General features: G+C 70.0%; 22 protein-coding genes and 1 pseudogene. 13 read left to right on the top strand and 10 right to left on the bottom strand.

The genetic code is table 11. The features are described 5' to 3' along the window. Positions 1-272: 272 nt before the first annotated feature. A complete protein-coding gene (locus CHB94_RS10590; RefSeq protein WP_089336543.1) occupies positions 273-1,064 on the bottom strand; it encodes an IclR family transcriptional regulator in 792 nt (263 codons plus the stop codon). 130 nt (positions 1,065-1,194) lie between these two features. On the opposite strand from CHB94_RS10590, the gene CHB94_RS10585 reads away from it, so the two are divergent. Both CHB94_RS10585 and CHB94_RS10580 read left to right on the top strand, forming a co-directional pair. Further along, positions 1,195-1,515: a bifunctional 3-phenylpropionate/cinnamic acid dioxygenase ferredoxin subunit gene (locus CHB94_RS10585; RefSeq protein WP_089336542.1), complete on the top strand. Its 321-nt coding sequence runs from the start codon at positions 1,195-1,197 to the stop codon at positions 1,513-1,515. After that, positions 1,512-2,684, top strand: coding sequence for an NAD(P)/FAD-dependent oxidoreductase (locus CHB94_RS10580; protein ID WP_089336541.1), 1,173 nt, complete (start codon positions 1,512-1,514; stop codon positions 2,682-2,684). Before CHB94_RS10585 ends, CHB94_RS10580 begins: the two co-directional genes overlap by 4 nt. A 517-nt stretch (positions 2,685-3,201) precedes the next feature. Here the strand turns inward: CHB94_RS10580 and CHB94_RS10575 are convergent. Beyond that, positions 3,202-5,178 carry a BCCT family transporter gene (locus CHB94_RS10575; RefSeq protein WP_089336540.1) on the bottom strand — a complete coding sequence of 659 codons (1,977 nt, stop codon included), beginning with the start codon at positions 5,176-5,178 and terminating at the stop codon, positions 3,202-3,204. A 685-nt stretch (positions 5,179-5,863) separates the two neighbouring features. Between CHB94_RS10575 and CHB94_RS10570 the strand changes: the two genes are divergently transcribed. After that, complete coding sequence (locus tag CHB94_RS10570; RefSeq protein WP_217899261.1) at positions 5,864-6,454, top strand: DDE-type integrase/transposase/recombinase; 591 nt, start codon at positions 5,864-5,866, stop codon at positions 6,452-6,454. Positions 6,455-6,554: 100 nt separating this feature from the next. Here the strand turns inward: CHB94_RS10570 and CHB94_RS25680 are convergent, their stop codons facing one another. The 3 genes from CHB94_RS25680 to ltrA all read right to left on the bottom strand — a co-directional run bounded on the left by CHB94_RS25680 (position 6,555) and on the right by ltrA (position 9,437). Next, on the bottom strand, positions 6,555-6,974 hold the full coding sequence (locus CHB94_RS25680; protein WP_217899260.1) for a transposase: 420 nt from the start codon (positions 6,972-6,974) through the stop codon (positions 6,555-6,557). Between the two features lie 15 nt (positions 6,975-6,989). Then, positions 6,990-7,775 (bottom strand): IS110 family RNA-guided transposase, encoded by a 786-nt coding sequence (locus tag CHB94_RS25675; protein ID WP_217899259.1) that lies wholly within the window; start codon positions 7,773-7,775, stop codon positions 6,990-6,992. A 192-nt stretch (positions 7,776-7,967) separates the two neighbouring features. Beyond that, positions 7,968-9,437: a group II intron reverse transcriptase/maturase gene (ltrA, locus tag CHB94_RS10560; protein ID WP_089336539.1), complete on the bottom strand. Its 1,470-nt coding sequence runs from the start codon at positions 9,435-9,437 to the stop codon at positions 7,968-7,970. 1,094 nt (positions 9,438-10,531) lie between these two features. Between ltrA and CHB94_RS10555 the strand changes: the two genes are divergently transcribed. Beyond that, positions 10,532-10,732: a hypothetical protein gene (locus CHB94_RS10555; RefSeq protein ID WP_089336657.1), complete on the top strand. Its 201-nt coding sequence runs from the start codon at positions 10,532-10,534 to the stop codon at positions 10,730-10,732. A gap of 73 nt (positions 10,733-10,805) precedes the next feature. Beyond that, on the top strand, positions 10,806-11,156 hold the full coding sequence (locus CHB94_RS26710; protein WP_368073857.1) for an excisionase family DNA-binding protein: 351 nt from the start codon (positions 10,806-10,808) through the stop codon (positions 11,154-11,156). Positions 11,157-11,812: 656 nt separating this feature from the next. Here CHB94_RS26710 and CHB94_RS10545 read toward each other — a convergent pair. After that, a complete protein-coding gene (locus CHB94_RS10545) occupies positions 11,813-13,192 on the bottom strand; it encodes an FAD-binding oxidoreductase (protein ID WP_217899257.1) in 1,380 nt (459 codons plus the stop codon). 699 nt (positions 13,193-13,891) lie between these two features. On the opposite strand from CHB94_RS10545, the gene CHB94_RS10540 reads away from it, so the two are divergent. Continuing rightward, the gene (locus CHB94_RS10540; RefSeq protein ID WP_089336537.1) at positions 13,892-14,416 is read left to right on the top strand and encodes an ester cyclase; all 525 of its coding nucleotides are present in this window, start codon (positions 13,892-13,894) and stop codon (positions 14,414-14,416) included. Between the two features lie 722 nt (positions 14,417-15,138). Here the strand turns inward: CHB94_RS10540 and CHB94_RS10535 are convergent. After that, positions 15,139-15,939: an alpha/beta fold hydrolase gene (locus tag CHB94_RS10535; protein ID WP_089336536.1), complete on the bottom strand. Its 801-nt coding sequence runs from the start codon at positions 15,937-15,939 to the stop codon at positions 15,139-15,141. 303 nt (positions 15,940-16,242) lie between these two features. Between CHB94_RS10535 and CHB94_RS10530 the strand changes: the two genes are divergently transcribed. Beyond that, a complete protein-coding gene (locus tag CHB94_RS10530; protein ID WP_089336535.1) occupies positions 16,243-16,602 on the top strand; it encodes a carboxymuconolactone decarboxylase family protein in 360 nt (119 codons plus the stop codon). Positions 16,603-16,770: 168 nt separating this feature from the next. Here the strand turns inward: CHB94_RS10530 and CHB94_RS26945 are convergent. Further along, positions 16,771-17,286: pseudogene (locus CHB94_RS26945) on the bottom strand (WapI family immunity protein). Positions 17,287-17,623: 337 nt separating this feature from the next. Between CHB94_RS26945 and CHB94_RS24485 the strand changes: the two are divergent. Further along, complete coding sequence (locus CHB94_RS24485) at positions 17,624-18,007, top strand: hypothetical protein (protein ID WP_141137457.1); 384 nt, start codon at positions 17,624-17,626, stop codon at positions 18,005-18,007. 8 nt (positions 18,008-18,015) lie between these two features. Here the strand turns inward: CHB94_RS24485 and CHB94_RS10520 are convergent, their stop codons facing one another. Continuing rightward, entirely contained in the window at positions 18,016-18,873 is an 858-nt protein-coding gene (locus CHB94_RS10520) for an alpha/beta fold hydrolase (RefSeq protein WP_254920560.1), read from the bottom strand. Between the two features lie 17 nt (positions 18,874-18,890). Here CHB94_RS10520 and CHB94_RS10515 point away from each other — a divergent pair, with 17 nt between their 5' ends. Both CHB94_RS10515 and CHB94_RS10505 read left to right on the top strand, forming a co-directional pair. Further along, positions 18,891-19,979 (top strand): IS110 family RNA-guided transposase, encoded by a 1,089-nt coding sequence (locus CHB94_RS10515; RefSeq protein WP_176445504.1) that lies wholly within the window; start codon positions 18,891-18,893, stop codon positions 19,977-19,979. Positions 19,980-21,446: 1,467 nt separating this feature from the next. Continuing rightward, positions 21,447-22,781 carry a type III PLP-dependent enzyme gene (locus CHB94_RS10505; RefSeq protein WP_254920559.1) on the top strand — a complete coding sequence of 445 codons (1,335 nt, stop codon included), beginning with the start codon at positions 21,447-21,449 and terminating at the stop codon, positions 22,779-22,781. Here CHB94_RS10505 and CHB94_RS10500 read toward each other — a convergent pair. Next, on the bottom strand, positions 22,680-24,152 hold the full coding sequence (locus CHB94_RS10500; protein WP_217899255.1) for a saccharopine dehydrogenase C-terminal domain-containing protein: 1,473 nt from the start codon (positions 24,150-24,152) through the stop codon (positions 22,680-22,682). The genes CHB94_RS10505 and CHB94_RS10500 overlap by 102 nt on opposite strands. A gap of 188 nt (positions 24,153-24,340) precedes the next feature. On the opposite strand from CHB94_RS10500, the gene CHB94_RS25670 reads away from it, so the two are divergent. From CHB94_RS25670 to CHB94_RS10490, 3 genes are all read left to right on the top strand, one after another. Then, entirely contained in the window at positions 24,341-24,583 is a 243-nt protein-coding gene (locus tag CHB94_RS25670) for a pyridoxamine 5'-phosphate oxidase family protein (RefSeq protein ID WP_217899254.1), read from the top strand. Then, positions 24,564-24,782 (top strand): pyridoxamine 5'-phosphate oxidase family protein, encoded by a 219-nt coding sequence (locus tag CHB94_RS25665; RefSeq protein WP_217899253.1) that lies wholly within the window; start codon positions 24,564-24,566, stop codon positions 24,780-24,782. Before CHB94_RS25670 ends, CHB94_RS25665 begins: the two co-directional genes overlap by 20 nt. 274 nt (positions 24,783-25,056) lie before the next feature. After that, entirely contained in the window at positions 25,057-25,449 is a 393-nt protein-coding gene (locus CHB94_RS10490; RefSeq protein ID WP_089336530.1) for a hypothetical protein, read from the top strand. The last annotated feature ends 217 nt before the right edge of the window (positions 25,450-25,666 follow it).

The raw sequence follows: 25,666 nt of genomic DNA, 5'->3' as shown, positions 1-25,666 counted from the left end.
CCAACTCGCTGCATGACGACCGATGTGTTGCAAATTACACACTCCGATGCGCCCTGCGCAACAGTCAGCTGCACCGCCCGTTCGCCGCGTATGGGAGTCGCGTCGCCAGGGCATGGCCGACCCCGGGCCGCCGGTCCCAGCACCGTCGGTGGGCACCCGCACGGGCCAGAGGGGGCGTGGCGCCCGCTCCGCCCGTCGCCTCCCACATGCGGCGACTCGTCCGCGCCGGAGCGTCTGGCCCTCCGCTCGGCGGCAGTCCGCCGAGCGTCCCGTCAGCTGAAGAAGCCGAGCCTTCTGCTCAGCTCGTCCGCGCTCGCCATCACCCGGCGGGCGAGCCGCGGAAAGCGCTCCGCTTCCATGCGGAATAACGGCCCCGAGACGCTGAGTGCCGCGATCACATCACCGTCCGCGCCGCGCACGGGCGCCGCGACGGCACTGAGCCCGACCTCGTACTCCTCGACGGTCGACCCCCAGCCCTGCTCGACGATGCGGTCGAGGTGCTGCCTCAGCACCTCCGGATCGGTGATCGTCGCAGGAGTGAAGCGCTGCAGATCCCGGGAGAGCACTCCCTTGCGGACGGCGTCGGCAGCGTGGGCCAAGAGCACCTTGCCGCTGGAGGTGGCATGCAGCGGAGTGCCCTGCCCCACCCAGTTGTGGGTACTGAGGGCCGCCGGTCCACGGACCTGGCTGACGTTCACCGCGCGGTCACTGTCCAGGATCGCGATGTTGACGGTCTCTTCGACGTCGGCTGCCAGCGCCTCGCAGATCCGCCGCCCCTCCTGAGCGATGTCCAACTGCGCGGCGGCGGCGCCGGCCAGGCGCACGACACCGAACCCCAACCGGTACTTGCCTCGATCGGCCAACTGCTCGACGAAACCTCGACTCTCGAGCACGGCGATCAGCCGGAATGCCGTCGACTTGTGCACCCCCAGCTCGGCAGCCACGTCCGTGACGCCGGCCTCCCCGTGCGCCGCGAGGATCTCCAGGACGCTCAGCGCGCGGTCGACGGACTGGACCGCGGCGACCGAGCCCCGCTCACCGTTCACACCCTGCGGCCCACTCATGACCTCAGCGTAGGTCCCGACCGCGCAGGGCGACCGAGCGCTCTTGACGTTGCCCCCCGACCGAGGCATGCTGTTGCGCTATCGGCGATGAGTTGTGACATACGCAACACTCACGAAGCCTGGAGCCCCCATGATCCCGGTCTGCCCGACGACCGCACTGCCCCCTGGTGAAGCGATCCGAGTCGACGGCGAGGAGCCCATCGCGGTCTTCAACGTCGACGGCGACTTCTACGCGATCGACGACACGTGCACTCACCAGGACGCCTCCCTCGCCGACGGCTGGATCGACGGCTGCGCCGTGGAGTGCCCCCTGCATGCATCCTGCTTCGATCTGCGCACCGGCAAGGTCTCCGGTCCCCCGGCCAAGACACCGGTCCGCACCCACCGGGTCGTCGTCCAGGACGGCATGGTCTACGTGGAGGCAGGGATCGCCGCGGACGGCGCCGCATGAGCCCGACGGTCGCCGTGGTCGGCGCCTCGCTGGCCGGTCTCTCGGCTGCACGCGCCCTGCGGAACCAGTGCTACGACGGCCGGATCGTGGTCATCGGTGACGAGGAGCATCTCCCCTACGACCGCCCGCCGCTCTCCAAGGACTTCCTGGCCGGCACGGCGTCGCTGGAGGACATCGCCCTGAGCTCCCCGGACGACGCGGATCTCGGTCTCGAGTGGCGGCTGGGCACCACGGCGGTCGGCCTGGACCACCTCAGCCGCTCGGTACTGCTGCGCGACGGTAGCGAGGTCGAAGCCGACGGCGTGGTTCTCGCCACGGGAGCCCGTGCTCGGCGCCTACCGGGGGGTGAGGGGCTCGACGGTGTCCACGCGCTGCGCTCGCTGGACGATGCAATCGCTCTTCGAGAGGACCTGGCTGCCGCCGAGCGGCTCGTGGTGATCGGCGCCGGCTTCATCGGGGCGGAGGTCGCCTCCACGGCCCGCAAGCTCGGGCTCGACGTCACGGTCGTCGAGACGCAGCCCGTCCCCCTCGCCGGTCCGTTGGGCCCCGACATGGGCGCCGTCTGCGCCGAGTTGCACGCCGATCACGGCACCCGCCTGCTGACCGGGACCGGGGTCGCCGGACTGATCGGCACCGACCGGGTCGAGGCCGTGGAACTGACCGACGGAACCCCCCTGCCCGCCGATGTGGTGCTGGTGGGCATCGGCGCCACACCGAACATCGAGTGGCTGGTCGACTCCGGCGTGGCCCTCGGGAACGGCGTCCTCACCGACGCCCGCGGTGCCACCAACATCCCGGGCGTGGTCGCCGTCGGCGACTGCGCCGCGACGTGGTCGACCTCCGCGGAGCGGCACGTCCGCATCGAGCACTGGACCAACGCGCTCGAGCAGCCGGCCACCGCGGTCGCCACGCTGTTGGGCAGCGCGGATCCGGCGCCGTCCCCGGTCCCCTACTTCTGGTCCGACCAGTACGGCGCTCGCATCCAGTTCGCAGGCTCGCGCCGCGAGACCGACGTCGCGCGGGTCGTGGAGGGCAGCTGCGCCGACCGCAGCTTCCTGGTGCTCTACGAGCGCGACGGTGAACCCGTCGCCGTGCTCGGGATGAACCAGCCCCGCCTCTTCACCCGCTGGCGCCGACAGCTTCGCTCCAGCGTGGCGGCACTCTCCTGATCCCGAGCGCCCGCCTGAACCGCTGCTCGACTCGGCGGTTCAGGCGGGCGTCGTCGTGCGGAGGCAGACGATGCCCCGCTGCGAGCAGTCGACCGACCTGACTGAGTCCCCGGCGACACGCGCCACGTCGCGCAGCGCTCGTGAGAAACCGGACAGCCGCACGCTGGTCCTCTGCATGGATCTCCCTGGGGCCCTCAGGACACCCGGCGCGTCTCGGATACCCCCGGCGACGGAAAGCTGCTGGCGCGTCCGCGGCTGTCACGGTCGTCCGGGCCGGAGCCGAGCCCGGGCGCGGCGTCCGGAGCCGCCGGAGATACGTCCGTCTGCGAGCTCTGGTGAACCCGGCCGGCGCCACGTCGATGCCGCGGCTCCTCGGAAGTTCCGAATCCGCGGCAGATGCGTGTCCCCCGTCGTACCGTGCCTCGACCGAGGTCACCTCAACGAGAAGGGCCTCCCGGCGTCGGAACGGTTCTCGCCGTTCCGACGCCGGGAGGCCCTCACCGGTGGGGTGGTGTCCCTAGGTGCGGGGACCCATCGGTCTGCCGATCACCTCCGCCTTGGGCTGACCCTGCGGGGGAACGGCCACGTTCCCGTTCGGCGGCAGGAAGCGGCTCCCCCGGCCGCCCGACTGCCGTCCGTCCGAGTCCGGGCCCGCCGGGGACGACTGCGCCTCGGCTGCAGCAACGTCCGCCGGTGGGACCGAGGTCTTCTCCACCACGAGGACGAAGTTGTCGCCGTGGCGGCGGATGCCGTCGACGACAGCCTGCTCCACTGCCAACGTGGCGTAGTTGCCGCGCAGGACGATGGGATCCTTGCGCAGGTCCTTGACCAGGCTGACGGCCATTGCCGCCATCACCAGCGCGAAGGGCAGCGCCGCGATGATCGTCAGGTTCTGCAGCCCCGTCAGGGCTGCACCCTCCTCGCCCAGGAGCAGCATGATCGCTGCGACGGAGCCCATCACGACGCCCCAGAAGACGACGACCGATCGGCTCGGTTCCAGGGTGCCGCGCTGCGAGAGCGAACCCATGACGATCGAGGCCGCGTCCGCACCGGAGACGAAGAAGATCGCCACCAGGATCATCACGAGGACGGTCGCGGCGGTCGCGAGGGGGTACTGCCCCAGAACGGCGAACAGCTGCCCTTCCGTGGTGCCCGACCCGCTGACGTCGACGCCGTCGCGCTGTGCGGCGATGCCGGCGCCTCCGAAGATGGCGAACCACAGCAAGCTGACCAGGCTGGGCACCAGAAGCACGCCCGTCACGAACTGGCGGATGGTCCGGCCGCGACTGATGCGCGCGATGAACAGTCCGACGAAGGGCGTCCAACTGATCCACCAGGCCCAGTAGAAGACCGTCCAGCCGCGGAGCCAGGCGGCCATCGGGTCACCACCGGTGGCCTCCGTGCGCGCCGCCATCTCGCCGAGGTCGGAGAAGTAGCTGCCGACTGCGTCGGGGATCAGGTTGAGGATGAAGATCGTCGGGCCGACCACGAAGACGAAGGCCGCGAGCAGGATGGCCAGGACCATGTTGGTGTTGGACAGCCACTGGATCCCGCGGGCGATCCCCGAGACGGCCGAGGCGACGAACGCGGCGGTCAGCAGAGCGATGATCCCGACCAGGACGCCGTTCCCGACGTTCCCCGCCCAGCCGAGGATCTCGACACCGCTGCCGATCTGCAGGGCACCCAGGCCGAGAGAGGCGGCCGATCCGAACAGCGTCGCGAAGATGGCCAGGACGTCGATGACCCGGCCGGCCGGACCCGCGGCCCGCCGCTCTCCGAGCAGCGGGATGAAGGCGGAGCTGATCAGCTGACGGCGGCCCCTCCGGAAGGTGCCGTAAGCGATGGCCAGCCCGACCACGGCGTACATCGCCCAGGGGTGCAGTGTCCAGTGGAACAGTGTGGTTGCCATCGCCGTCTGGATGGCCTCGGACGACTCGGCCTCGGTCGTGAGCGGTGGCGGGGCGACGAAGTGCGACAGTGGCTCGGCCACCCCGAAGAACATCAGGCCGATCCCCATGCCTGCACTGAACATCATCGCGATCCACGAGATGGTGCGGAACTCCGGCCGCTCGTGGTCGCGCCCCAGCGGGATCCGCCCGTACTTGCCGGCGGCGAGCCAGATCACGAACACCACGAATGCCGATGCCAGCAGTACGAACAGCCAGCCGAGATTGCCGGTGACCCAGCCGAGGACCGATCCGCTGGCAGTGCCCAAGCCCGTGGGAGAGACGAAGCCCCAGGCCACGAAGCCCAGCGCCATGGCTGCGGCGATGGCGAACAGAACCCTGTCCACAGCCCAGTGCCGGTCGGCCTGACACGGCGGTGTGTCCGCGATGGCCGGATGCGTCCCGGTGACGGTCGCATCGGTGGCCCTGAGGGCTGAATGCTCCTCCCCCAGCACGCCGGCACCGTCGGCAGAGAGCGGTTCGGCTCCGACCTGGGACCTGCTCGGTGGGCGGGAGAGCGAGCGTTGCTCGTCGCGCGGGTGCTCCATGACACTCCTCAATGTGTTGCGTCATCCGAGACTGGTTTCGCATGAGGGAACCAGAGGCGTGTCACTGGCACAAGACCCGCACGTGATTTTTCGCACACTCATGCGGAGACGAGACTGTGCGTGACACCCCCGTGACGAGGGCGGAGTCGATCCCGCCGAAGTCCGACCCGAGGACGTGCTCGGTGGTCTCATCGCGCGCTACTCCTCCCACGCACGCGCCATCCGGCTGCACATCACTGTCCTCCTGCGGCCTGACCCCGTCACCGGCTCGGCAAGCGCTGCGCCTGTCACCATGTCCGGCGCGGCTCATCGACCCGAGGGCGAGAGATGACGAACGCCCGAACCCCCGAATCGTGGGTTCGGGCGTCCGGGATGTCCTGAGACATCAGACTGTCGGGCTGACAGTGTCGTGGCTCAGGACATCGGAATGGGGTGTCTCAAGACATCGGCATAGGTCCGGGCTCGACGATGCGAGGTGTCCAAGCGCCGTCTGGTGATCACCGCTGTCCTGGCCGGATCGTCGCAGTCGGAGGTGGCCCGCTCCTACGGCGTCACCCAGTCCTGGATCAGCCGGTTGATGTGCCCGCTACGCCGTCGAGGGCGAAGCCGCGTTCGAGCCCCGTTCCCGCCGGCCGCACACCAGCCCGACCGCCACCGATCCGGCGACCACCGAGCTGGTGCTGCGGTGCAACTCACCGAGGCCGGCCTGGACGCCGGCGCGGACACCATCGGCTGGCATCTGACCCACCATCACCAGCGCACGCTGTCGCGGGCCACCATCCACCGGGTCCTGACCCGCGCCGGTCAGGTCAACCCCGACCCCGGCAAGCGACCGACGGCCTCCTACCTGCGCTTCGCCGCGGAGATGCCCAACGGGACCTGGCAGTCGGACTTCACCCACTACCGCCTGACCACCGGCGCCACGACCCAGAGCATCACCTGGCTCGACGACCACTCCCGCTACGCCCTGCACGTCTCCGCCCACCCGCGCATCACCGGCCCGATCACGGCCGCCACCTTCACCCAGGCCACCACCGAACACGGCTACCCGGCCGCCACGCTCACCGACGGCTGCGTCACCCTGCGCGTGGCCGGCCGCCTACACCACATGGGCGTCGGCCGAACCCTCACCGGAACCGACGTCCTGCTGCTCGTTCAGGACCTGCACATCCGCGTCATCCACGCCGCCACCGGCGAGCTCCACCGCGACCTGATCCTCGACCCCCGCGCGGGCTACCAGCCCACCGGCCGACCACCCGGCCCAGCACGGAAATGACGGACGCCCGAACCCACGACTCGTGGGTTCGGGCGTCCGCGATGTCCTGAGACATCACACTGTCGGGCTGACAGGATTTGAACCTGCGACCCCTTGACCCTCAGACGTGGGCCGTGTGGCCGAGGCGTTCGAGCTGGGCGATCAAGCGGCGGGTGTGGGCTTCGTCGTTGCGGCGGGCCAGCCAGTCCGCGCCCAGCTCCTGATAGGGCTCGTCGTCGCGGAGCATGTAGTACGTCGAGACCAGGATCGAGTGCGCGACCGCGACCTGGGCACGACCCATGCCGCGGCGGGCGGTCAGCCGGGCGTGCTGCGCGGAGAGGTAGTTGGCGCCCTTCATCCGGGCGACCGACCCAGCGGCCTCGACGAGCATGTGATTGAGCCACTTGTTGCCGTGCCGAGCGCCGGCCGGGCTGCGCTTGCCGGCCGACTCGTAGATCGCCGGCGCCACTCCGGCCCAGGCCGCCAGGTGCGCCGCCGAGGGGAAGCGGGACATGTCTCCACCGGTCTCGGCGATGATCACCTGGGCCACCCGCGGTCAGACGCCGGGAATGGTCTGCAGCAGTTGCAGTTGCCGCGTCCACGGGGTGAAGGCCTCCGCGAGCACCGCATCTAGCTCGGCCAGCGCGGCTTCCACCCGGTCCAGGCGATCCAGGATGGCGCGGGCCAGCTGCGCGTGGCCGGCGTCGAAGTGCCCGGTCAGCGCCTCGGTCAGGGCCGGGATCTTGCGGCGCATCTTCCCCTTGGCTAGTTCGGCAAGAACCTGCGGATCGCTCTCTCCGCTGATCAGCGCGCCGAGCATGGCCCGAGCGGAGACGCTGGTCAGGCTCGCCGCCACCGACGAAAGCTTCACAGAGGCGTCCTCGAGCATCAGCTCCAGCCGAGTGATCTCTCGGGTGCGGTCGCCCATCAGCTGTACCCGGTAGCGAGTGAGCATCCGCAGTCGGCGGATGTCTGCCGGTGGCACGAAGGAGGGGCGCAGGAGCCCGCACTCCAGCAGCTGGGCGATCCACTCGGCGTCCTTGGCGTCGGTCTTGCGCCGCGAGATCGCCTTGATGTGCGCGGCGTTGACCAGCCAGACCTCCATGACCTCCTCCAGGCAGTAGAACGGCGCCTTCCAGTAGGTCGAGGTCGACTCCATCGCCGCCACCGTCACGCCCTCGGCCAGCAGCCAGTCCCGCATCACCTGCAACGACCGGGTCATCGTCGAGAACGTCCGCGTCTGCGCCCGCCGGCCACCCCGCGGCCCGGGTGTGCGCACGCAGACGGTCAGCGTCGCCTTACCGATGTCGAGCCCGGCAACCCGCTCGTACAGAACTTCCACCTTCCATCCCTCCCTGCGGTCGACGACCTGTGGTGCGTCATCCGGAGGGTCCTCTGCCAGGACACAGACCCGCGGTCGAGTCGGGCCGGGGCGCGGTGCTGGCCTTGCGGCCAGCGCGTTTCCCCGGCCCGCTCACCGCACCCGGCGTGCGCGTCTCCACGCACCGGGCGCTCCACGTGTCTTACCCGTTGGTCAGGCCGCCGTGGCGGCTGCTCGGTTCGGGGTCCAGGGGGTCGGGATGGTGCTGCCGCGGTAGCGGTAGCGGGTCACCGCGACGCTGGATGCGCCGGTGAACACGATCCCCTCGTGGGCGATCCTCCAGCCGCGGTCACAGAACCGGCGGCGGAGTTCCCTCATCCCGATCCGTGAGTACTTGGCGCGGATCCAGCCGACGAGCCGCCGCCAGGCGTGATCGTCGACCGAATGGAACACGCGCGCGGAGACTCCGTGACGGAAGTAGTTCGCCCATCCCCGCAGCATCAGGTTCAGCCCGCCGATCACCTCGGCCAGGCTCTGCTGCCGGGTCGATCTGTATGTGCGGCGTGACATCCTGTCCTTGATCGCCTGCACGGCCTTCTTGGACGGCACGGTGTACACGGCCTTCTTCAGAGTTCCTCGCTTCGCCCTCCTGCGAATGGCGAAGCCGAGGAAGTCGAAGCCCTCGTCGATGGAGACCACGCGGGTCTTCTCCGGTGCCAGCCGCAGCCCCAGCGGGGCGAGCACGGCCGCCACCTCCTCTCGCCGCGCCTGGGCGTGCTCGCGCTGGCCGGACACCATGACGACGAAGTCGTCGGCGTACCGGATCAGCCGCCAGTTGCCCAGGCCCTTGCGTCGGCGCGTGGCCCGCTGCTCGCTGGTGCCCATCTCCCGCCGCCGGTGGACGTCGAAGTGCTCATCCAGCGCCGACAGGGCGATGTTGGCCAGCAGCGGGGAGAGGATCCCGCCCTGCGGAGTGCCGGTCAGCGTCTGTTCCCGATCGCCGGTCTGGGTCATCACCCCGGCCTTCAGGAACGCCTTGACCAGCGCCAGAACGCGTTTGTCCGAGATCCGTCGCCGCATCCGATCGGTCAGCGGCGTGTGCTCGATGGAGTCGAAACACGCCTGGATGTCGGCCTCCAGCACCCACTCATACCCGTGAGTGGCCAGAAAGTGGATCTCGGCGATCGCGTCCTGCGCCCGCCGGTTGGGGCGGAACCCATACGAGCACGGCAAAAAATCCGCCTCGAAGATGGGTTCCAGCACTGCCTTCAGCGCCGCCTGGACCACCCGGTCGGCGACGGTGGGGATGCCGAGGGCGCGCAGCTTGCCGCTCGCCTTCGGAATCAGCACCTGCCGCACCTCGACCGGGGCGAACTCGCCGGACTTCAGCGAGTCGCGGATCTGGCCCAGAAACGCCTGCACCCCGATGCCGGATTCGATCCGGGCCACGGTGGCCCGGTCGACCCCGGGGGTCTTCGCCCCGGCATTGGCGGCCACCCGGTGCCACGCGTGCACCAGGAACGCCGGGTCATAGGCGAGGTTGAACAGATCGCCGAACCGGCGGCAGACGTCGTCTGCCGCCCAACGGTGCAACTTGGTCTGCATCCGTCGTACCGCCGCCGCAGCCGACACCGGGTCCGGCCACGTGGCGGCGCCGGTATTCACCGGCGCGTCTTCGACCATTGCATGCTCCTCCTTGCTCGACACGCTGCCGCCCTTCCCCATGTGCCGGGCTCTCCCCGGCTCGGAGTACTACGACGGCTCCGCCCCATCCGCGCCCTCGGCCGGCGTCGCGCCCATCCCCCGAGCCCTCGCCCTGGCCGGGCGCGGACGGTGGAACGACCGCGGATGGTTCCCACGTTCACTGCTGTCCGGTCGACGAGTTAGGCACCCGGCTCTGCCCCTGCGGCCTCGCCACGGCTACGCCGTAGACCTTCACCGTGGCCTCCTGGCCCTGGCGAGCGCACCGAACCAGAAGTTCCCTACCCCCGACCTCGAGGGGGGACGCACCGCTGACCAGCCCACATCCACCGGGTTGGAGCTGGCGCTGCCTCAAGAGGCGTTACGACACCGGTTCCTCGCGTATGCCTTCTCGTCTCGCTCACCGGGCCCGGCCCATCCGGCAGTGCTGAACCGGCCCGACTTTGTCGAGGCTGCTCCCACCCCTCCCGGCGACCCCCGGGAACGGCTGCCTCCAGCTTCACCCCACCGCTACGACGGCAAGGCGACGAAGGTCTCCCACCTCCATCCGGACAAACAGCGCCTCGTGGCGCACCGCTCGCAGCAGCAATCAAGGGCACCCGAGGACCCCGCGCCATACACCTCAGCGGGCTCGCCCGCACCAGTGTGTTCCGACGTCGCCGGACGACTGGAGAATTCTCATCCCCAGGGGCAGCGATTCAAGATCGCAAGCCCTTACACCTCTTGCACCTCGGGTCACCAAACTCGTGGTGACGAGTTACTGGAGGCTCGTCTGGACCGTCGTGGGCATGGGAACCAGCGGCACCCCGGAGTACCGAGCTCGACGACGCCAGCGCGAGCGGCAACGGCGTCAACAGGTTGCGCGGACGCCGGTCATGAAGCCTCCTCCGGACCCGGATGGCGTCCCAGTAGACGGTCGTGAACGACGGACCGCCGCGGCATCCTGTGGGTGGTGCGGAGGGCCCATCACGCCGCGTCGCCGAGGGCCGATCCCCAAGTGGTGTTCAGCCACCTGTCGTCACCGAGCCTGGGAGCAGACCCGGGCGACATCCTCGGGTCGCTCAGCGGTGGAGGTGGTGGAACGGCGCGTCGAGGTCCGCGTTCCTCTCGATCCGACCCGTCGTGACTGGCCGGGGCTGCTCGGCGCGCTTGCCCGCCAGCTGAACGACGGTCGCGTGTACGACCGCGACCTGCCCGGCCTGGCGCGGGAACTGGAGCCCGTACTAGAGGCCTACCGGAGACGCGCCCGTGCGACCGGCGCCCCGGCCATGCACTGAACCTGGGTCTCCAGAACTCCTCCAGTAGCAGAGGGCATGGGCCCGAGCTCCACTCAGCAGTGGTCACGCTGACATGCGCCCCTACCGCCGTGAAACTGCAGAACGACGGAAGGTCCCTCCCCCACTATTGATGCGACGGGCGGCGCTGGCGCAGCCCCCATGTCCCCGCTCGGGCGCAGAAGTTGCGGTGAACCTCGACGATCTCAGGGCCAGCCGCTCCGCCGTCGTGACGGTCGCGCAGGCGGCCTCAGTCTTCGGCGTCGACGTGCGCACGGTGTCTCGCGCGATCGAGAACGGCGAGCTGCCGGCTCTCCGTCTGGGTCGACGAGTGCTGATCCCCCGCCTGCCCTTACTTGCCGTCCTGGGCGTGATCGTCCACGACTCTCTCCCAGAGGCTCAGGGCGCCGACTCCAGGGACCGGTAGCGACACGACCCAGCGAGGCTCACCGGCCCCAACCGTGAGGATCAAGTCCCAGCACCAACCACCTCGCCGGCTCCTTCACGTCTGCTCCCCGGCCGACAAACGCTCGGGACCGAAGGGGCGGATCAGCCCACGAGTCAGCCCTCCCCGAGGACCCGGTCGTGATACTTCCCGTGATACCGCCGACGGCGTATTCGGGCGTATCAGGACGGGATTTCGGGACCGCCCAAGCCTCGGACCCAGGGCGAAAGCACAGCTCAGGGCGCCTGTAGGCATCTGGATGCTTGCCCTTCGACGGGAGTTCAAGTCCCCCCTCGGACACCGAGTTGAACCGCACGGCATCCAGCCAGTGAAGGGTCGCTTTTCTGCACGTCGGCGAGTCGCCCGTCGACCGAAGGATTGTGGGCGGACTGGCGGACTTCGTGAGCGACTGGTCGTCCAGGGCCATGCTCGGGGCGGTCGCCTGCTACGCCAGAAGTCGCGCCTGCGCGCCAAGCGCCGACGACCATGTGGCGCTTGCCTGGGCCTGAGCCGGCTCGACTGCTTCGGCTGCCTGGTGGGCTGCTCTCCATGACGAAGCGGCGATCGAGGGTGGAGCGCGCAGTCCCAGTGGGCTGTCCACCGGTGTCGGGGCGGTCTCGTCCTGGTAGCGGCGGCGTTCAGCCGGCCGTGGCCACGTTGTGGTTGTAGCGCAGCATGTTGTCGGGGTCATAGCGTTCCTTCAGCTCCCGCAGGCGCGAGAAGCCGGCGCCGTAGGCCTCCCGGACGCGGCCCTCCTCCCCTCGGTCAACGACGTTGGAGTAGACCCGACCGCTGCCGTAGGGGGCCAGATCACCCCAGACCCGCCGCACCCAGTCGGTGTGCAGGTCGTCCTCGCCGGGGTCCATCCACATTGCGCTGACGATGAGGTCGAACTGGGGTTCGCGATGGGGGAACGCCGTCGCGTCTTCCGAGACGCGGTTGGGGGCGCCGCCATACCACTCGAGGACGATGGCCGAGAACGGCGAGGTTCGTGAGGCCGCCGCCTCCACGATCGCGTCGACGGCACCGTCCGCCAGGTCCCGTAGGAACGAGGACCTCCAGCGGTACCGGGCTCCTGCGGGGAACGCCGCATCGAGCAGCGATTGCATCTCGACGTACGGGCGTTGCTGGAACATGTCCACGATGGGCGTTCCGAAGGAGCGCACCGGCGCGAGAACCGCTTCGGCGTCGTCGAGCGGCCCGTGGTAGCAGCCGATGAGAGCGACGACGGGCGTGCCGTCAGGAGCCGAGAGCAGGCCGCAGTACAGGCCCAACTCCTCAGGAGCCGCAGGGATGAACTCGCGATAGAAGCGCAGGACGTCTGCCGCACGATCAGCGGGGTGCAGGATCATGCCGCCCACGACGGTCGGGCCGACGGGATGCAGCCGGTACTCGAGCGACGTCGCGATCCCGAGGTTCCCGCCACCACCGCGCATCCCCCAGAACAGATCCGCGTGGTCTTCCGCGCTGGCCGTGCGGAGGACGCCGTCCGGGGTGACTACGTCGACCGAGACGAGGTTGTCGCATGAATGGCCGTACTTGCGAGCCAGCCAGCCGACTCCGCCGCCGAGGGTGAGCCCGGCGATGCCGGTCGTACTGACGATCCCCCCCGTGGTGGCCAGTCCGAAGGCCTGCGTCTCCCGGTCCAACTCCCCCCAGAGCACCCCGGCCTCCGCTCGCACCTTCCTGTTCTTCGGATCGACCCGGACAGACCTCATGGCGGAGAGGTCCGCGACGACCGCACCGTCGCACAGCGCCAGGCCCGCAACGTTGTGCCCACCCCCACGGACAGCAAGCGGTAGCCCGGCGTCACGCGCGAGCGTCAGAGTGCGCAGTACATCTGCCACGCCTGCGCAGCGTGCGATGAGCGCGGGCCGCTTGTCCACCATGCCGTTCCACAGCGCTCGTCGCGCGTCGTATGCGTCGTCGGAGGGTGTGAAGCAATCGCCACGATGCTCTGCTCGGAAGGCCTCGATCAGTTCCCCCGACAGGCCACTGGCCAACATCGATCCGGTCATGTGAGCACCTCCGTGGCTGCGGCATGGGACGTCCCCCGCAAGGCCCCCCTTGAGAACCGCCCCCCAGCGGACGCGTCCGGAACAGAGGAACCCGTATTCAATCTTGGCGAGGCGCGTCGCCCCCGGGCCACCTCCGCAAGACCCTTGCTCGGTGTCGGAACCACGTGTTAAAGCCGCAGGCTCCAGTGGCGTCCACCAGGGTGGTGTGCGACGGCCCCGGTGACCATCGGGCCCTGCACGTAGAGGCGGCCACCGTATGTAGCGTGTTGTCCCTCGGACGCCGAGTTGACCCTCCGTGGTCTTCAGGTCGGGGGAAGGTTTCCTGCTTCTGACGTCGGCACGTCCGCTCGATCCCTGAATGGCCACATCGGCCGGCAGGCCGGCCCCAGTCTCAGACGCCGCTGCCCCTGGCCCCATGGGCGATGGGTCGACTCGACCCGCCTCCGTCCGTCCAGATCCTGATGAGTGCGCGGACGGCGGCTCGACATGAGCGTCGCGGCGTCACCAGGCCAGAAGGTGTTGCCTCCACTACCGCGCCGGAGCACCCTTCGCGTGCGCGCGGGATGCGCACTCGGCATCGTGGAGATGGACCTCGCGGACGTGGTGTTCGGAACGGCGCCGACGCGCTGATCAGGATGCTGCTGGACCGCCGGCCTCGAACGGGGGCCGAGCTGGTGCTCCGGTTGACCGGGAGGGTTCGTGAAGGACGTGGAGCGACCCGGGACCAAGATCGTCCGCGCGCTGTACGACGCCTTCAACGCAGGAGATCTGGACGGCGCTGCCGCCCTCGTATCCGACGATTTCCAGCTCACCGACGTCGCCTCGGGACAGACGCTGAGCGGCCCTGACGGTTGCCGGCGATGGCTGGGCATGTTCCGGACAGCGCTCCCCGACGCGACCGCCGAGTTGGTCACCGTCGTGGCGGAGGGGCCTCGCGTTGCAACCGAGCACGTCGGGCGTGGGTCCCACCGCGGGCCCCTGGTCGGTCCCGGGGGGACCATCCCTCCCACGGGCCGGACGATCGAGCTCCGGCTCGCCGAGCTCTTCCACGTGCACGAGGGGAGGATCACTTCGCTCCACGCGTACTACGACAGTGCCTCGCTGCTGAGACAGCTCGGGCTGCTGCCGCCACTGGGCAGTTCCGCCGAACGCCGGATGACCTCCCTCATGGCGCTGGGTGCCAACGTTCAGCAGCGGATCCGCACGATCAGAGCGGGCCGCTGATGACCCAGGACCTGTCAGCTCAGGCTTCGTCGTAGGGAGCGCCGACCGACTGCTCCGCGGAGGCGTAGGTCCGCCGGTCTCCGTTCAGCCGGCTCCCAGCCGTGTGCGTATGTAGCGTGTCGCCCTCGGACACCGAGTTGAACCCCTACGGCCTCAGGCCGCTGGAGTCTCCTGTCTCTGAAGTCGGCTCAATGCTTGAAAGCCCACATCGGCCGGCGGCCCGCTGCCGACCCCCCTCCCGGGCGATGCAGCAACTGGACCGGTGGCAGTTTCCAGCAGCGGCCGCCGGCGACGTTGCCGAGAGCTGCTCCCGGCCGAAGCGCCTGCGGCACCCAGCTCCTCACCGTGGCCGCATTCCACGCCCCGCTGGGTCTGTGCCGTCAGCGCTGCCTCGTGGTCCCACGCCGCACCGGCGTGCGGGGCGGCCGGCACCCGGGCTGGTTAGTGCCGCCGACCGAATTCCTCGACACCCCGCCGGCCGAACAGCGCGGGTACGCCGCTGCCCACGACTGGACCTGGTACCCGAGGAGCGGGACGACACCGGGCGCCCGCAGCGCCCACAGCGCCCACGGTGACGAGGCCGACGCCGGACGCGACGTCTGCGGCGACCTGCGGGACGGGCAGGTCATCCGGCACGTGCATCCCCGCCGTGGGAGGCTGCGGACTCCCCGGACCGCACGCCGGTCGTCCACCATCCGGACCGGGCACGGCTATCGGACTGATCAGCGGTTCCGATCCAGCCATTCGACGAGCAGCTTCGACACGTGCTCGGGCTGGTCGGTCATCAGCACGTGATTCGCGTTCGGGATCATCACGAGCTCGGCGCCGGGGATGCGGCCGGCGATGATGCGGCCGTTCTCCGGCGGGACGAGCGCATCGAGCTCCCCGTGTACGACCAGCGTCGGGGCGGTGATGCCCTCCAGGCGGTCGTAGCCGTCCCATTGCGACGACCCGACCACCTGGGCGAGGTAACCCTCGTTCGTGGCGGCGAGCGGGAACCGCACCGCCCAGTCCTCCTCGATGCGCTCGCGAGGCGTCTCGGGCGCGTAGTTGAAGGGAATGGAGGCCTCGGCCGCCTCCTGGGGCGTCATCTGGCCGCGCTGCATCAGCATCGCCATCGCCTGGGGGTTCATGACGGCGTGCGCGATGCCCGGGTGTGTGGCGATCAGGCACAGCGAGCGGACCCGTTCCGGAGCGGTGAGCACGATCTCCTGGGCGATCAGGCCGCCCATCGAGATGCCGACGATGTGGGCGGTCTCCACATCTGCCGCCTCCAGCACGGCCAGGGAGTCCGCCGCCATGGTCTCGATCGTGTACGGCGCCCCAGGAACGTCACCGGTGCGGCCGGCACCCCGGTTGTCGATTCGGATGACCCGGTATCTCTCGGCCAGCGCGGGCACCAGCCGGAACCACATCGCGGCCGGGTAGGCGAGCCCCATGAGCAGGAGGACGGCGGGAGCGTCCTGTGGCCCGTCGGACTCCCACGAGATGCGGGCCGTGTCAGGACGCTCGATGACCGGCACGAGTCGCTCCCCTCATCGCGAGATCTGGCGGCCTCGATCGGAGTTGTAGCTCCTCGAGTGCACCGCACCTCGAGAGGTCAGGTCCGGCCGCAGGCAGTGGCACCTGGTCTCGGGAGACCACGACCCAGTCCATTTTCTAGCAGGACTTGGGCGCCATGAGCAGCTGTGTGCGTACTCCTGCTGGCCCGAGCGAACTCTTCGAGCGCGGCGCACCTGCGACAACCACCTCCAGGTGGTCCGCGCAACGCCGGGATGTACGGATCTCATCGCGCCCATCGGCACGGCGGCTGACACCATCACGCCATGAGCTACGGCCACGCCGTCCAGGAGGAGCTCCGCGAACCGGCCCGCGCGCTGCGTCGCGCGATCCCCGAGGTCTACGACGGCTACCGCCGAATGCATGCCGCCGCATACGCCCCGGGTGCGCTGGAGGAGAAGACCAAGGAGCCGATCGCGCTCGCCATCGCAGTGAGCAAGGAATGCGACGGGTGCATCGCGTCCCACGCTCGTGGCGCCGCCCGCACGGGTGCCACCGAGTCGGAAGTTGCCGAGGCGCTCGGCGTCACCATCGCGATGAACGGCGGACCGGCGACCGTGTACGGGCCACGCGCGTTCGCCGCCTTTCGGGAGTTCGCGGAGGAGACTGACGTCGAGCAGGGATGACCAGCGGTCGCCTCGTCAAGGCCGGACCCGTGTGCGTATGTAGCGTGTCGCCCCTCGGACACAAGATCACTGGCTCACGCCAGTGCTGAAGGTACAGGGCGCCCACGTCGTGGACGCCCTGTCGTCGTTCACGGGTCAGGCCCGCTGCACCTGGCTGGTGTCGAACGCCTACCGCTCGGGGAACGGCCTGGTGTCCTCGTCCCACGCCTGTGCGGCGGCAAGCAGCTCCTCGCGCCGGACCCGGAGCGGCACGCTGTAGGCGTAGAAGTTGTAGGGCGCCTCCTCCCCCGCCCCAGGCCGATCCGCCACCGATTCGAGGGACGGGTGGATACGCACGACGAGGGAGTCGTCCCCTCGGGCGCCGACGCTGAACCCGAGATTGGGCTCGGTGAAGGTGAGCAGCTCCTCCGAGTCCTCGGTGGGGGCGTTCGTCACCGGGACACGCCCGTCAGCGGCCGCCCTCAGCCAGTCCCCGAGCTACCGCGCCTCCCACGTGGTGAGGCAGGGGTCGTCAAACTCCCAGGAGTCGCCCGCCACCGTCCGCATCCGACCGCGGACTTGCAGCCAGTTCGCGTCCCAGTCGCCCGGCTCGCTCGGTGTGCAGCGGGGAACTGATAGCGGGTCGGGCGGAGCTCGACGCTCGCGCCGTCGGAAGAGGTCAGCAGCACGGCGCGAGCATCCCAGGGCGCGCCGTCATCTGAGGCAGGGCGTCCAGACGTCACAGCATGGTGATACTCCTGCAGTGACCTTGGAGTTGGCGGAGCTGCGCCTGGAGCCCGCCGTCGTGACGGGCCGCCTTATCGACGGCAACCTCACGCGCCCCCCGAGTCGCACTTCCTCGACCTGGTGGTCAACGGCCAGTCACTGCGTTCGATCACCACCACCACACCCGGACCGGAACTCGTGACGGAGCTGAACCGTCCGTGGCTGGCCGGCGTTCCCGAGGCGTTGGAGAAGCTCCTCGGCCAACGTCCGAGCGACGACCTCGCTCCCGGGCGCCGTTGCACTGCTCCTGTGCCACGTGGACGGCGACCTGGCGTGCGGTGCGCTCACCGCCGCCCGCCGAGTCGGGGACGCCGAGGTCTCGTGGTCGGATTTCCGCTGGGAGGACGGCATCTACGACCCCCGGCCGGTCGATCGGCTCGACCAGCCGATCACCTTCGACCGCAGCCAGTACGAGGCCGCCTTCGCCGATGCCTACGCGCGAGTGGCCAGCTTCCCGTATGACGAACTGGCCAGCACGGCTGCCGGTTCCTCTGGCCCTGGCAGTGGGGGTGGAGGCTGCCTCGCGACTGACTGGCGGACACGTCGGACACACGACCGTCACCATGCTGCGACACAGGGCGCGCCCGACGTTGGCTGGTCGCGGCTGGGCGGGCTTGGCTTCGATGGACGATCAGCATGACTGCTTCGTTATCGGTTCCGATCCAGCCATTCGACGAGCAGCTTCGACACGTGCTCGGGCTGGTCGGTCATCAGCACGTGATTCGCGTTCGGGATCATCACCAGCTCGGCGCCGGGGATGCGGCCGGCGATGATGCGGCCGTTCTCCGGCGGGACGAGCGCATCGAGCTCCCCGTGTACGACCAGCGTCGGGGCGGTGATGCCCTCCAGGCGGTCGTAGCCGTCCCATTGCGACGACCCGACCACCTGGGCGAGGTAACCCTCGTTCGTGGCGGCGAGCGGGAACCGCACCGCCCAGTCCTCCTCGATGCGCTCGCGAGGCGTCTCGGGCGCGTAGTTGAAGGGAATGGAGGCCTCGGCCGCCTCCTGGGGCGTCATCTGGCCGCGCTGCATCAGCATCGCCATCGCCTGGGGGTTCATGACGGCGTGCGCGATGCCCGGGTGTGTGGCGATCAGGCACAGCGAGCGGACCCGTTCCGGAGCGGTGAGCACGATCTCCTGGGCGATCAGGCCGCCCATCGAGATGCCGACGACGTGGGCGGTGTCGACATCCGCCGCGTCCAACACGGCCAGGCAGTCCGCCGCCATGGTCTCGATCGTGTACGGCGCCCCAGGAACGTCACCGGTGCGGCCGGCACCCCGGTTGTCGATTCGGATGACCCGGTAGCTCTCGGCCAGTGCAGGCACCAGCCGGAACCACATCGCGGCCGGGTAGGCGAGCCCCATGAGCAGGAGGACGGCGGGAGCGTCCTCCGGCCCGTCGGACTCCCACGAGATGCGGGCCCTGTCAGACGGTATGGGGGCTGGGGCCCCGCCACGAATGATCGTGGGTTGCCGCGCAGGGGGCGGCCCTGGCGGCAGAGCCACAGGCGTGGGAGGCCCCAGTGATCGGTCAGCGTACGAGTGTCGGACTGGATGTTCATGCCCGTTCGGTGGTGGGCCGCGGGCTGGATGTGCAGACCGGTGAGGTGTTGCGGGCGCGTTTGACGCCGGCGCACGAGCAGGTGATCGGGTGGCTGCGGTCGTTGCCCGGTCCGGTGACGGTCACCTACGAGGCGGGGCCGACCGGGTTCGGGCTGGCCCGGGCCCTGGAGGCGGCGGGGATCGACTGTGTGGTGGCCGCGCCCTCGCGGCTGCTGCGCCCGTCCGGGGAGCGGGTGAAGACCGACGCCAAAGACGCGCTGCACCTGGCCCAGCTGCTGGCGGTGGGCCAGGTGACCGCGGTCGCGGTCCCCGATGAGGAGACCGAGGCCGCGCGGGACCTGGTGCGCGCCCGCGACGATGTGCGCGGTGACCTGATGAGCGCCCGGCATCGGGTGACGCATCTACTGCTGCGCCAGGGCATCGTCTACGCTGGCGGCACCCCGTGGACCCGGGTGCACGAGAACTGGCTGCGCACCCAGCGCTTCGCCCGGCCGGCACTGCAATGCGCCTACGACGCGGCGCTGGAGGCGCTGGCCGCCACCGAGGGCCGCCGGGACCGCCTCGATGAGGCGATCACCAAGCTGGCCGCGGCCAGCCGGTTCACCCCGGTGATCGACCGCCTGACCTGCCTGCGCGGCATCTCGACGTTGACCGGATTCGGGCTGGCGGTCGAGATCGGCGACTGGTCACGGCTCTCGCCGGCCACGATCGGGGCCTATCTGGGACTGGTGCCCGGCGAGCACTCCACCGGGGAGAGCCGCTCGCAGCACGGGGTGACCAAGACCGGCAACAGCCACGTGCGTCGGCTGCTGGTCGAGGCGGCCTGGCACCACCGCCCGCCCTACCGGCCCTCGACGAGGCTGCAGCGCCGCTGGCAGCGCGCACCGGCGGCGGTGGCCGCGCACGCGGCGAAGGGCAACCGGCGGCTGCACGCCCGATGGCAGTCCTTCGATACGCGCCGCAAGCGCCCGGTGGTGGCCAACCTCGCCATCGCCCGGGAGCTGGCAGGCTGGTGCTGGGCGCTGGCAGTCATGGACCCCGACGGCTGACCCTTCCGTCCTCGCCGGCGGCGAAGCCCTCCGCGAGCCCGCCCGCAGGTCAACGTCGTTCATGCTCGCTGCGCTGCGCGTGCTCCACGTTGACCTCCGACCGCGCCCACGGACCGAGGCGCTGTTGAGCGAGGACGGAACCACAGACGTCCGTTGATGATCACCGGGCGAGTGACGGCAAGCGTGAGGAGCGAACCCGCAACCGTTCTGTGAGCAGCCCGGACCGGGCCACGCTCGACCATTCAGATTCGCGGCAGCGCTCCCGCCGAACAACCCGTCCTGCGGTCCCGACCCGCGCATATGAGAGTGACCACGCGTCAATCACCGACACGCTCGTCACCGCCCGCATCAACGGCCCAGAGCAGCCCCCTCCAGCGACGGCCGGAGGGGGCTGCCTCACCCTGCCCCTAGAACGGACGGTCCCCATATGAGAACGGTCGATGACCGGCACGGGTCGCTCCCCTCATCGCGAGGTCTGGCGGCCTGGATGGGAGTTGTAGCTCTTCACGTGCACCGCACCTCGAAAGGCCAGGCTCGGGGCCGAGAACGGCACCTACTCTCGGGAGATCGGGACGCAGTCCATTCTGTAGCAAGACCTCGGCGCCATGTGCAGCCGTGTGCGTATGTAGCGTGTCGCCCCTCGGACACCGAGTTGGACCCCCGCGGCCTCCAGGGTCGCTGGGGTTCTGCGCTTTCGACGGCGGCACGTCCACCGCTTCATCTCAATGGTCAGCTCCGTGGCTGCTAGGGCGGGCGCCTCGTCGAGAGTTATGGCGGGGCTACTTCCATGCGCGGGTGGCTAGGGCGCGCCCTTGCGCTGATCAGAGGGCCGGCGCGTCTGGAAGGCCTTCCCGCTTCCCGCTCAGCTGCTCGTCGTGGTGCTCTCTCGGTGGAGAACACCGCGGGGGGGCCGGCGCTGTGCAGGCAGTCAGGTGGCCGGTGCCCGGCGGCTGGCTGCTCGGGTACTGCCTTCCTCGCTGGGTACAGCCGGATCATGAGCGAGATGGACCCGAAAGACCCGAGCACCTTGTACGCGGAGGGACCGGTGGCAGCGGAGCCACCGGACGATGACCTGCCTGACTCGTCTCCCCTCCGCGACTCCGGCGGAACCGGACCCGGGCCCGACGATCTGGACCAGCTGCTCTGACCCGGAGGCACGGGATGAGGCCGTGCCGGCCGCGCGGGCCGTGACGCCACGAAAATCGACTCGGCCGGGCAGCCGCTGAGCTACCTGTCGGCCTCGCAGTGTCAACCAGCTGTCCCAGCCCGTTGGAGATCCCCGAGATACCCTTCGCGTCCTTGCCTGTGGTCGGTCGTCGCGGCTGGGTCCGAGGGCCGGCTTCCGGCGTAGTCGTCCGCTGGCGTTGAACTCGTGGCTGCGCTGGTCGAGACAGGACGAGGACGGGTGTGTCGGCGTGTCTCTCGTTGATCGTGCCACGGGTAGCGACGGATCGAGGCGGTGGTGCAGTGCCCGGTGCGGCCGGCGAGGAGGCGGGCGAGAGCCAGAGCGGCACGGCCGTCGGAGCGGAGGGGTTGCCGCCGGCCATTGCCCAGTTCCACGCCCAGCACGACCTGTCGACGCCGTGCCTGGTGATCGAACTGGACGTCGTCGCCGAACGGTTCACCGCCCTGCGGACAGCGCTGGGCGAGGCCTCCGTGTACTACGCCGTCAAGGCCAACCCGGAGCCTGACGTCATCCGACTGCTCGCCGCTCTCGGGTCCAACTTCGACGTGGCCAGCCCGGCCGAGATCGACCTGTGCCTGCGCGCGGGAGTGTCCCCGCATCGTCTGTCGTACGGCAACACCATCAAGAAGCGGGCCGACATCGCCCACGCCTACGGCCTGGGGGTCCGGCTGTTCGCCTTCGACAGCGCCGCGGAACTGGACAAGCTGGCCACCCTGGCCCCTGGTGCTGCCGTCATCTGCCGGCTGCTGACCCACGACACTAAGGCCGACTGGCCGTTGAGCCGCAAGTTCGGGTGCACGCCGGACATGGCGGTCGACCTGCTGCTGGAGGCGGACGAGCGGGGGCTGGACGCCTGCGGCGTGAGCTTTCACGTCGGGTCGCAACAGCGGGACCCCGGGCAATGGGACGCCGCGGTGGCCCTGGCGGCGTCCGTGAGCCGCGAGGTGAGCCGGCGCAGCGGGGACCAGGTCCGGGTGAGGGTGCTGAATCTTGGTGGTGGATTCCCGGCCCACTACCTGGAGGACGTTCCCCCTATCGAGCAGTACGCGGCCAGCATCAGGGCCTCGGTCGACCGGCACTTCCCGCCCGGGGCGGCCGGTGGCCGCCCCGGGCTGATGGTGGAGCCGGGGCGGTTCCTGGTCGCCGACGCCGGGGTGATGCGAACCGAGGTCGTCCTGGTGGCCCGGAAGTCTCACGCGGACGACGAGCGGTGGGTGTTCTTGGACACCGGCGTGTTCGGCGGCCTCGCCGAGACCGCCGGGGAGGCGATCAGGTACCGGCTGGTGACGTCCCGTGTGGGTCCGCGCGGGCCGGTGGTGCTGGCCGGCCCGACCTGCGACAGCGCGGACATCATGTACCAGCATCACCGGTACGAGCTGCCGCTGGCGCTCACCGACGGGGACCGGCTCGACGTCCTGTCCGCCGGCGCGTACACCAGCGCCTATTGCACGGACGGCTTCAACGGGTTCTCCCCCATGCCGGTGCACTGCCTGCCGCCGTCGGCGCAGGTCCGGTCACTCGCCGTCGGAAACCAGGAAGCTGGCGAACTGCCACACGTCCTCCGCGGCCGGCGTGGCGGCCCCGTACCCGGCGAAGACGTCCACCCGGGACCGTAGCGGCGTCCAGTCGACCCGGCGGGACACGAACGGGCCGAGGTAGGGCTCGGCCGTGGCGAGGACCCCGTCGTGCGGGAGCTCGTCGGGCAGGCGGACGCCACGGGCGGGGTTGTTCCACATCCACCGGATGGCCCCCAGCAAGCCGGCGGCGACCTGCAGCGTTGTGGCGTTCTGGCCCGGGGCGAGCCGCCGTGCCCCGTGGATGTCCAGGAGCGACCCGGTCCACCAGCTCGTCAGAGGGTGGCCCATGAGCAGGACACCGAGCTCGTCCCGCCCGTCGACGATGTCGTCGGCCATGATCCGCTGGACGGGCTGCAGCTGGTAGCCGCGCATGTGCAGCTCGTGCAGGCTGGCGACCGCCGCGTCCGCGGGGCAGTACGCGTAGTGCACCGTGGGGCGGTACACCGGTCTGCCGTCCTCCCACACGGTCAGGAAGTCGGAGATGGAGAACGACTCGCCGTGCCGGATGACCATGCCGGTGATGTCGCCCGCGGGGACCCACGACCGCACCCACGTCCGGCAGCCGGGCCGGGCCAGGCAGATTTGGTTGCCGGGGCCGTCCTCGTGCACGTACGCCAGCGGCGGTAGCGTCCTCTCGTGGGTGCCCCAGCCCATCTCGGCCGGCGCGACGCCCTCCTCGTAGAACCCCTCGACCGACCAGGTGTTGACGAACTCGTCCACCCGCTTGGGCCGGTTGCTCACCTGGGTGTCGCGCTCGGACACATGGATCACCCGGACGTCCAGCGCCCGGGAGAGCGCGGCCCAGTCGCGAGCAGCGGCCGCCTCAGTCACCCGGTCGCGGCGGTCGGACTCCCCTGCCACCGGTGGCTCGGCGAGCCACGCATCAGCCGTGTCCAGCAGGGCGACCTTGGCGAAATGTGAGACGAGCCCCGGGTTGGCGCCGTGGTCGAGCACCGCCGTCGGTCCGTCGTTGTCCGGCCAGCGCGCCACCATGGCACGCAGCTCCAGGTGACGGCGGTAGAGGGTCCGGGAGGTCGGTGGCTCCGTCCATCCACCGGCATAGGGATCCCACACCTCCAGCGAGGCGTTCACGTACAGCACCCCGTTGTCCCGGCACCACTGCAGCAGGTCCAGGGTCCCGATGTTCCAGGCCAGGTCGACGAGCAGGTCACCGACGCCGAGCCTGCCCGCCAGCGTGTCTGCGTAGTTGTCGCGAGTGATGAGGCATGACTCGAACCGGGCACCGCGAGCCTGGATCTCACGGGCCGCCTCCACCAGAGCGGGGTCGTCCCGTGCGTCGAGCACCGTGTAGGCGGACGGCGGGAGCGGCAGGGTGTCGAACATCAGCGGGAGAGCGCAACGGGCCACGCTCCCGAGACCCAGCATCAGGACCCGAGAAATCTCGCTCACCAGATCGCCGCCCATTCGTTCGAGATGGTTGGACCCATCCTCGCCGCCCCTCCGGCCGGACCGAACACGCCGCAGGTCTGGCCGCCTCTTCACGTGGCTTCCAGATGGTCCGGGTCCGCGGCCAACCTAGAGTCCCGGACCGCGGCCGCGACGGGAGAAGGACCCGCGACCCATGCCAAGGTTCTGTCATGACCAGCCTCGACGACATCTCGGCCATCGCCGCGCCCGAGAACCACCTGGCGGTCGTCTCCACTCTGCGCGCCGACAGGACCATCCAGGCGTCCGTGGTGAGCGCCGGAGTGCTTCCCCATCCCGCGACCGAGCAGCCGGTCCTGGGGTTCGTGACCTACGGCCCGGTCAAACTAACCAACCTCCGGGCGCGCCCGCAGGTCACCTCACCTTCCGGCACGGATGGCAGTGGGCGACGGTGAGGGCCGAGCCGAGCTGGCCGGGCCCGATGACCCTCAGCCGTGGCTGACCGAGACGGAGAGGCTGCGCCTGCTGTTCCGCGCGGTGTTCACCGCGGCCGGTGGCCACCACGACGATTGGGAGGAGTACGACCGCGTCATGGCCGAGCAGCGACGCACCGCCGTGCTCGTGGAGCCGGTCAGGACCTACAGCAACGCGTGATGCACGTCAGGCGCGGGAGCAATCGACCGGATCCAGCGGAAGCCATTCACGCATCGCGGACCCCGAGCCGTGTGCGGATGTAGCAAGTCGCCCCTCGGACACCGAGTTGAACCCCCACGGCCCCTGAGCCCGTGGGGGTTCTCCTGTTCCTGGTGTCGGCACCTGCGCCGATCGCGTTCTGCTGGTCGCTCGCGCGCGAAAGAATGGCTGCATGATCACTCGGCCAACGCCCTCACGAGCGGTTGCACCTCTGGTCACCGGAGTAGGGACCGCCATGTACTACGCCACGCCCGATTTCATCTCTTCCCGCACGGCGCGCGGCTGGGCGAAGGCAGGGCTCACGGCTGTCACCGTCGCGGCATCCGTGCCGGACCTGCGGGCGGCATGGGCCACCGCACGCGAACGGCAAGAGGTTGACGGCGAGGCCCTCCCCTCGAAGACCTTCAGCTCGCTGCCCGCCGGGAGCAAGGCCGTCGCTCTCGGGTCCGTGGCCGCCGTGCTCGCCTGTTCGGTCGGCGGGGTGCTCACCGCGGAACGGTGGGCCTTTCGCTACGGACAGGCACGGGCAGCCTCCGGCAAGGGGCTGCCGCACACCGGCCCGGCACTGCTGTACGGGGCGCTGGCGGGCGGACTCTGGCTGCTCCCGACGCCAGCGGACACGCACTGACGCACGAGCGCGGAGTGATCCGTGCGCGAAGCCCTCGCCGGGGGCAGCTTCCCGGGCCCGGCCTGCGTGCGACAGTCGCCGACCTGGCGCAAACCGCATGCGGGTGTGGCGAGTCGCCCCTTAGAACGTGTCTCGGAACTGACGCGGTGCTGCGGCGTGGCGGCGGGGTGATGTGACGAGCTCCTGGTAGGGCGGTGGTTCCTACACCGTCCAGCCC

This window comes from Blastococcus mobilis, from assembly GCF_900188025.1.
GTDB classification, from domain to species: domain Bacteria; phylum Actinomycetota; class Actinomycetes; order Mycobacteriales; family Geodermatophilaceae; genus Blastococcus_B; species Blastococcus_B mobilis.
This window is presented reverse-complemented; position numbering and strand designations above follow the sequence as displayed.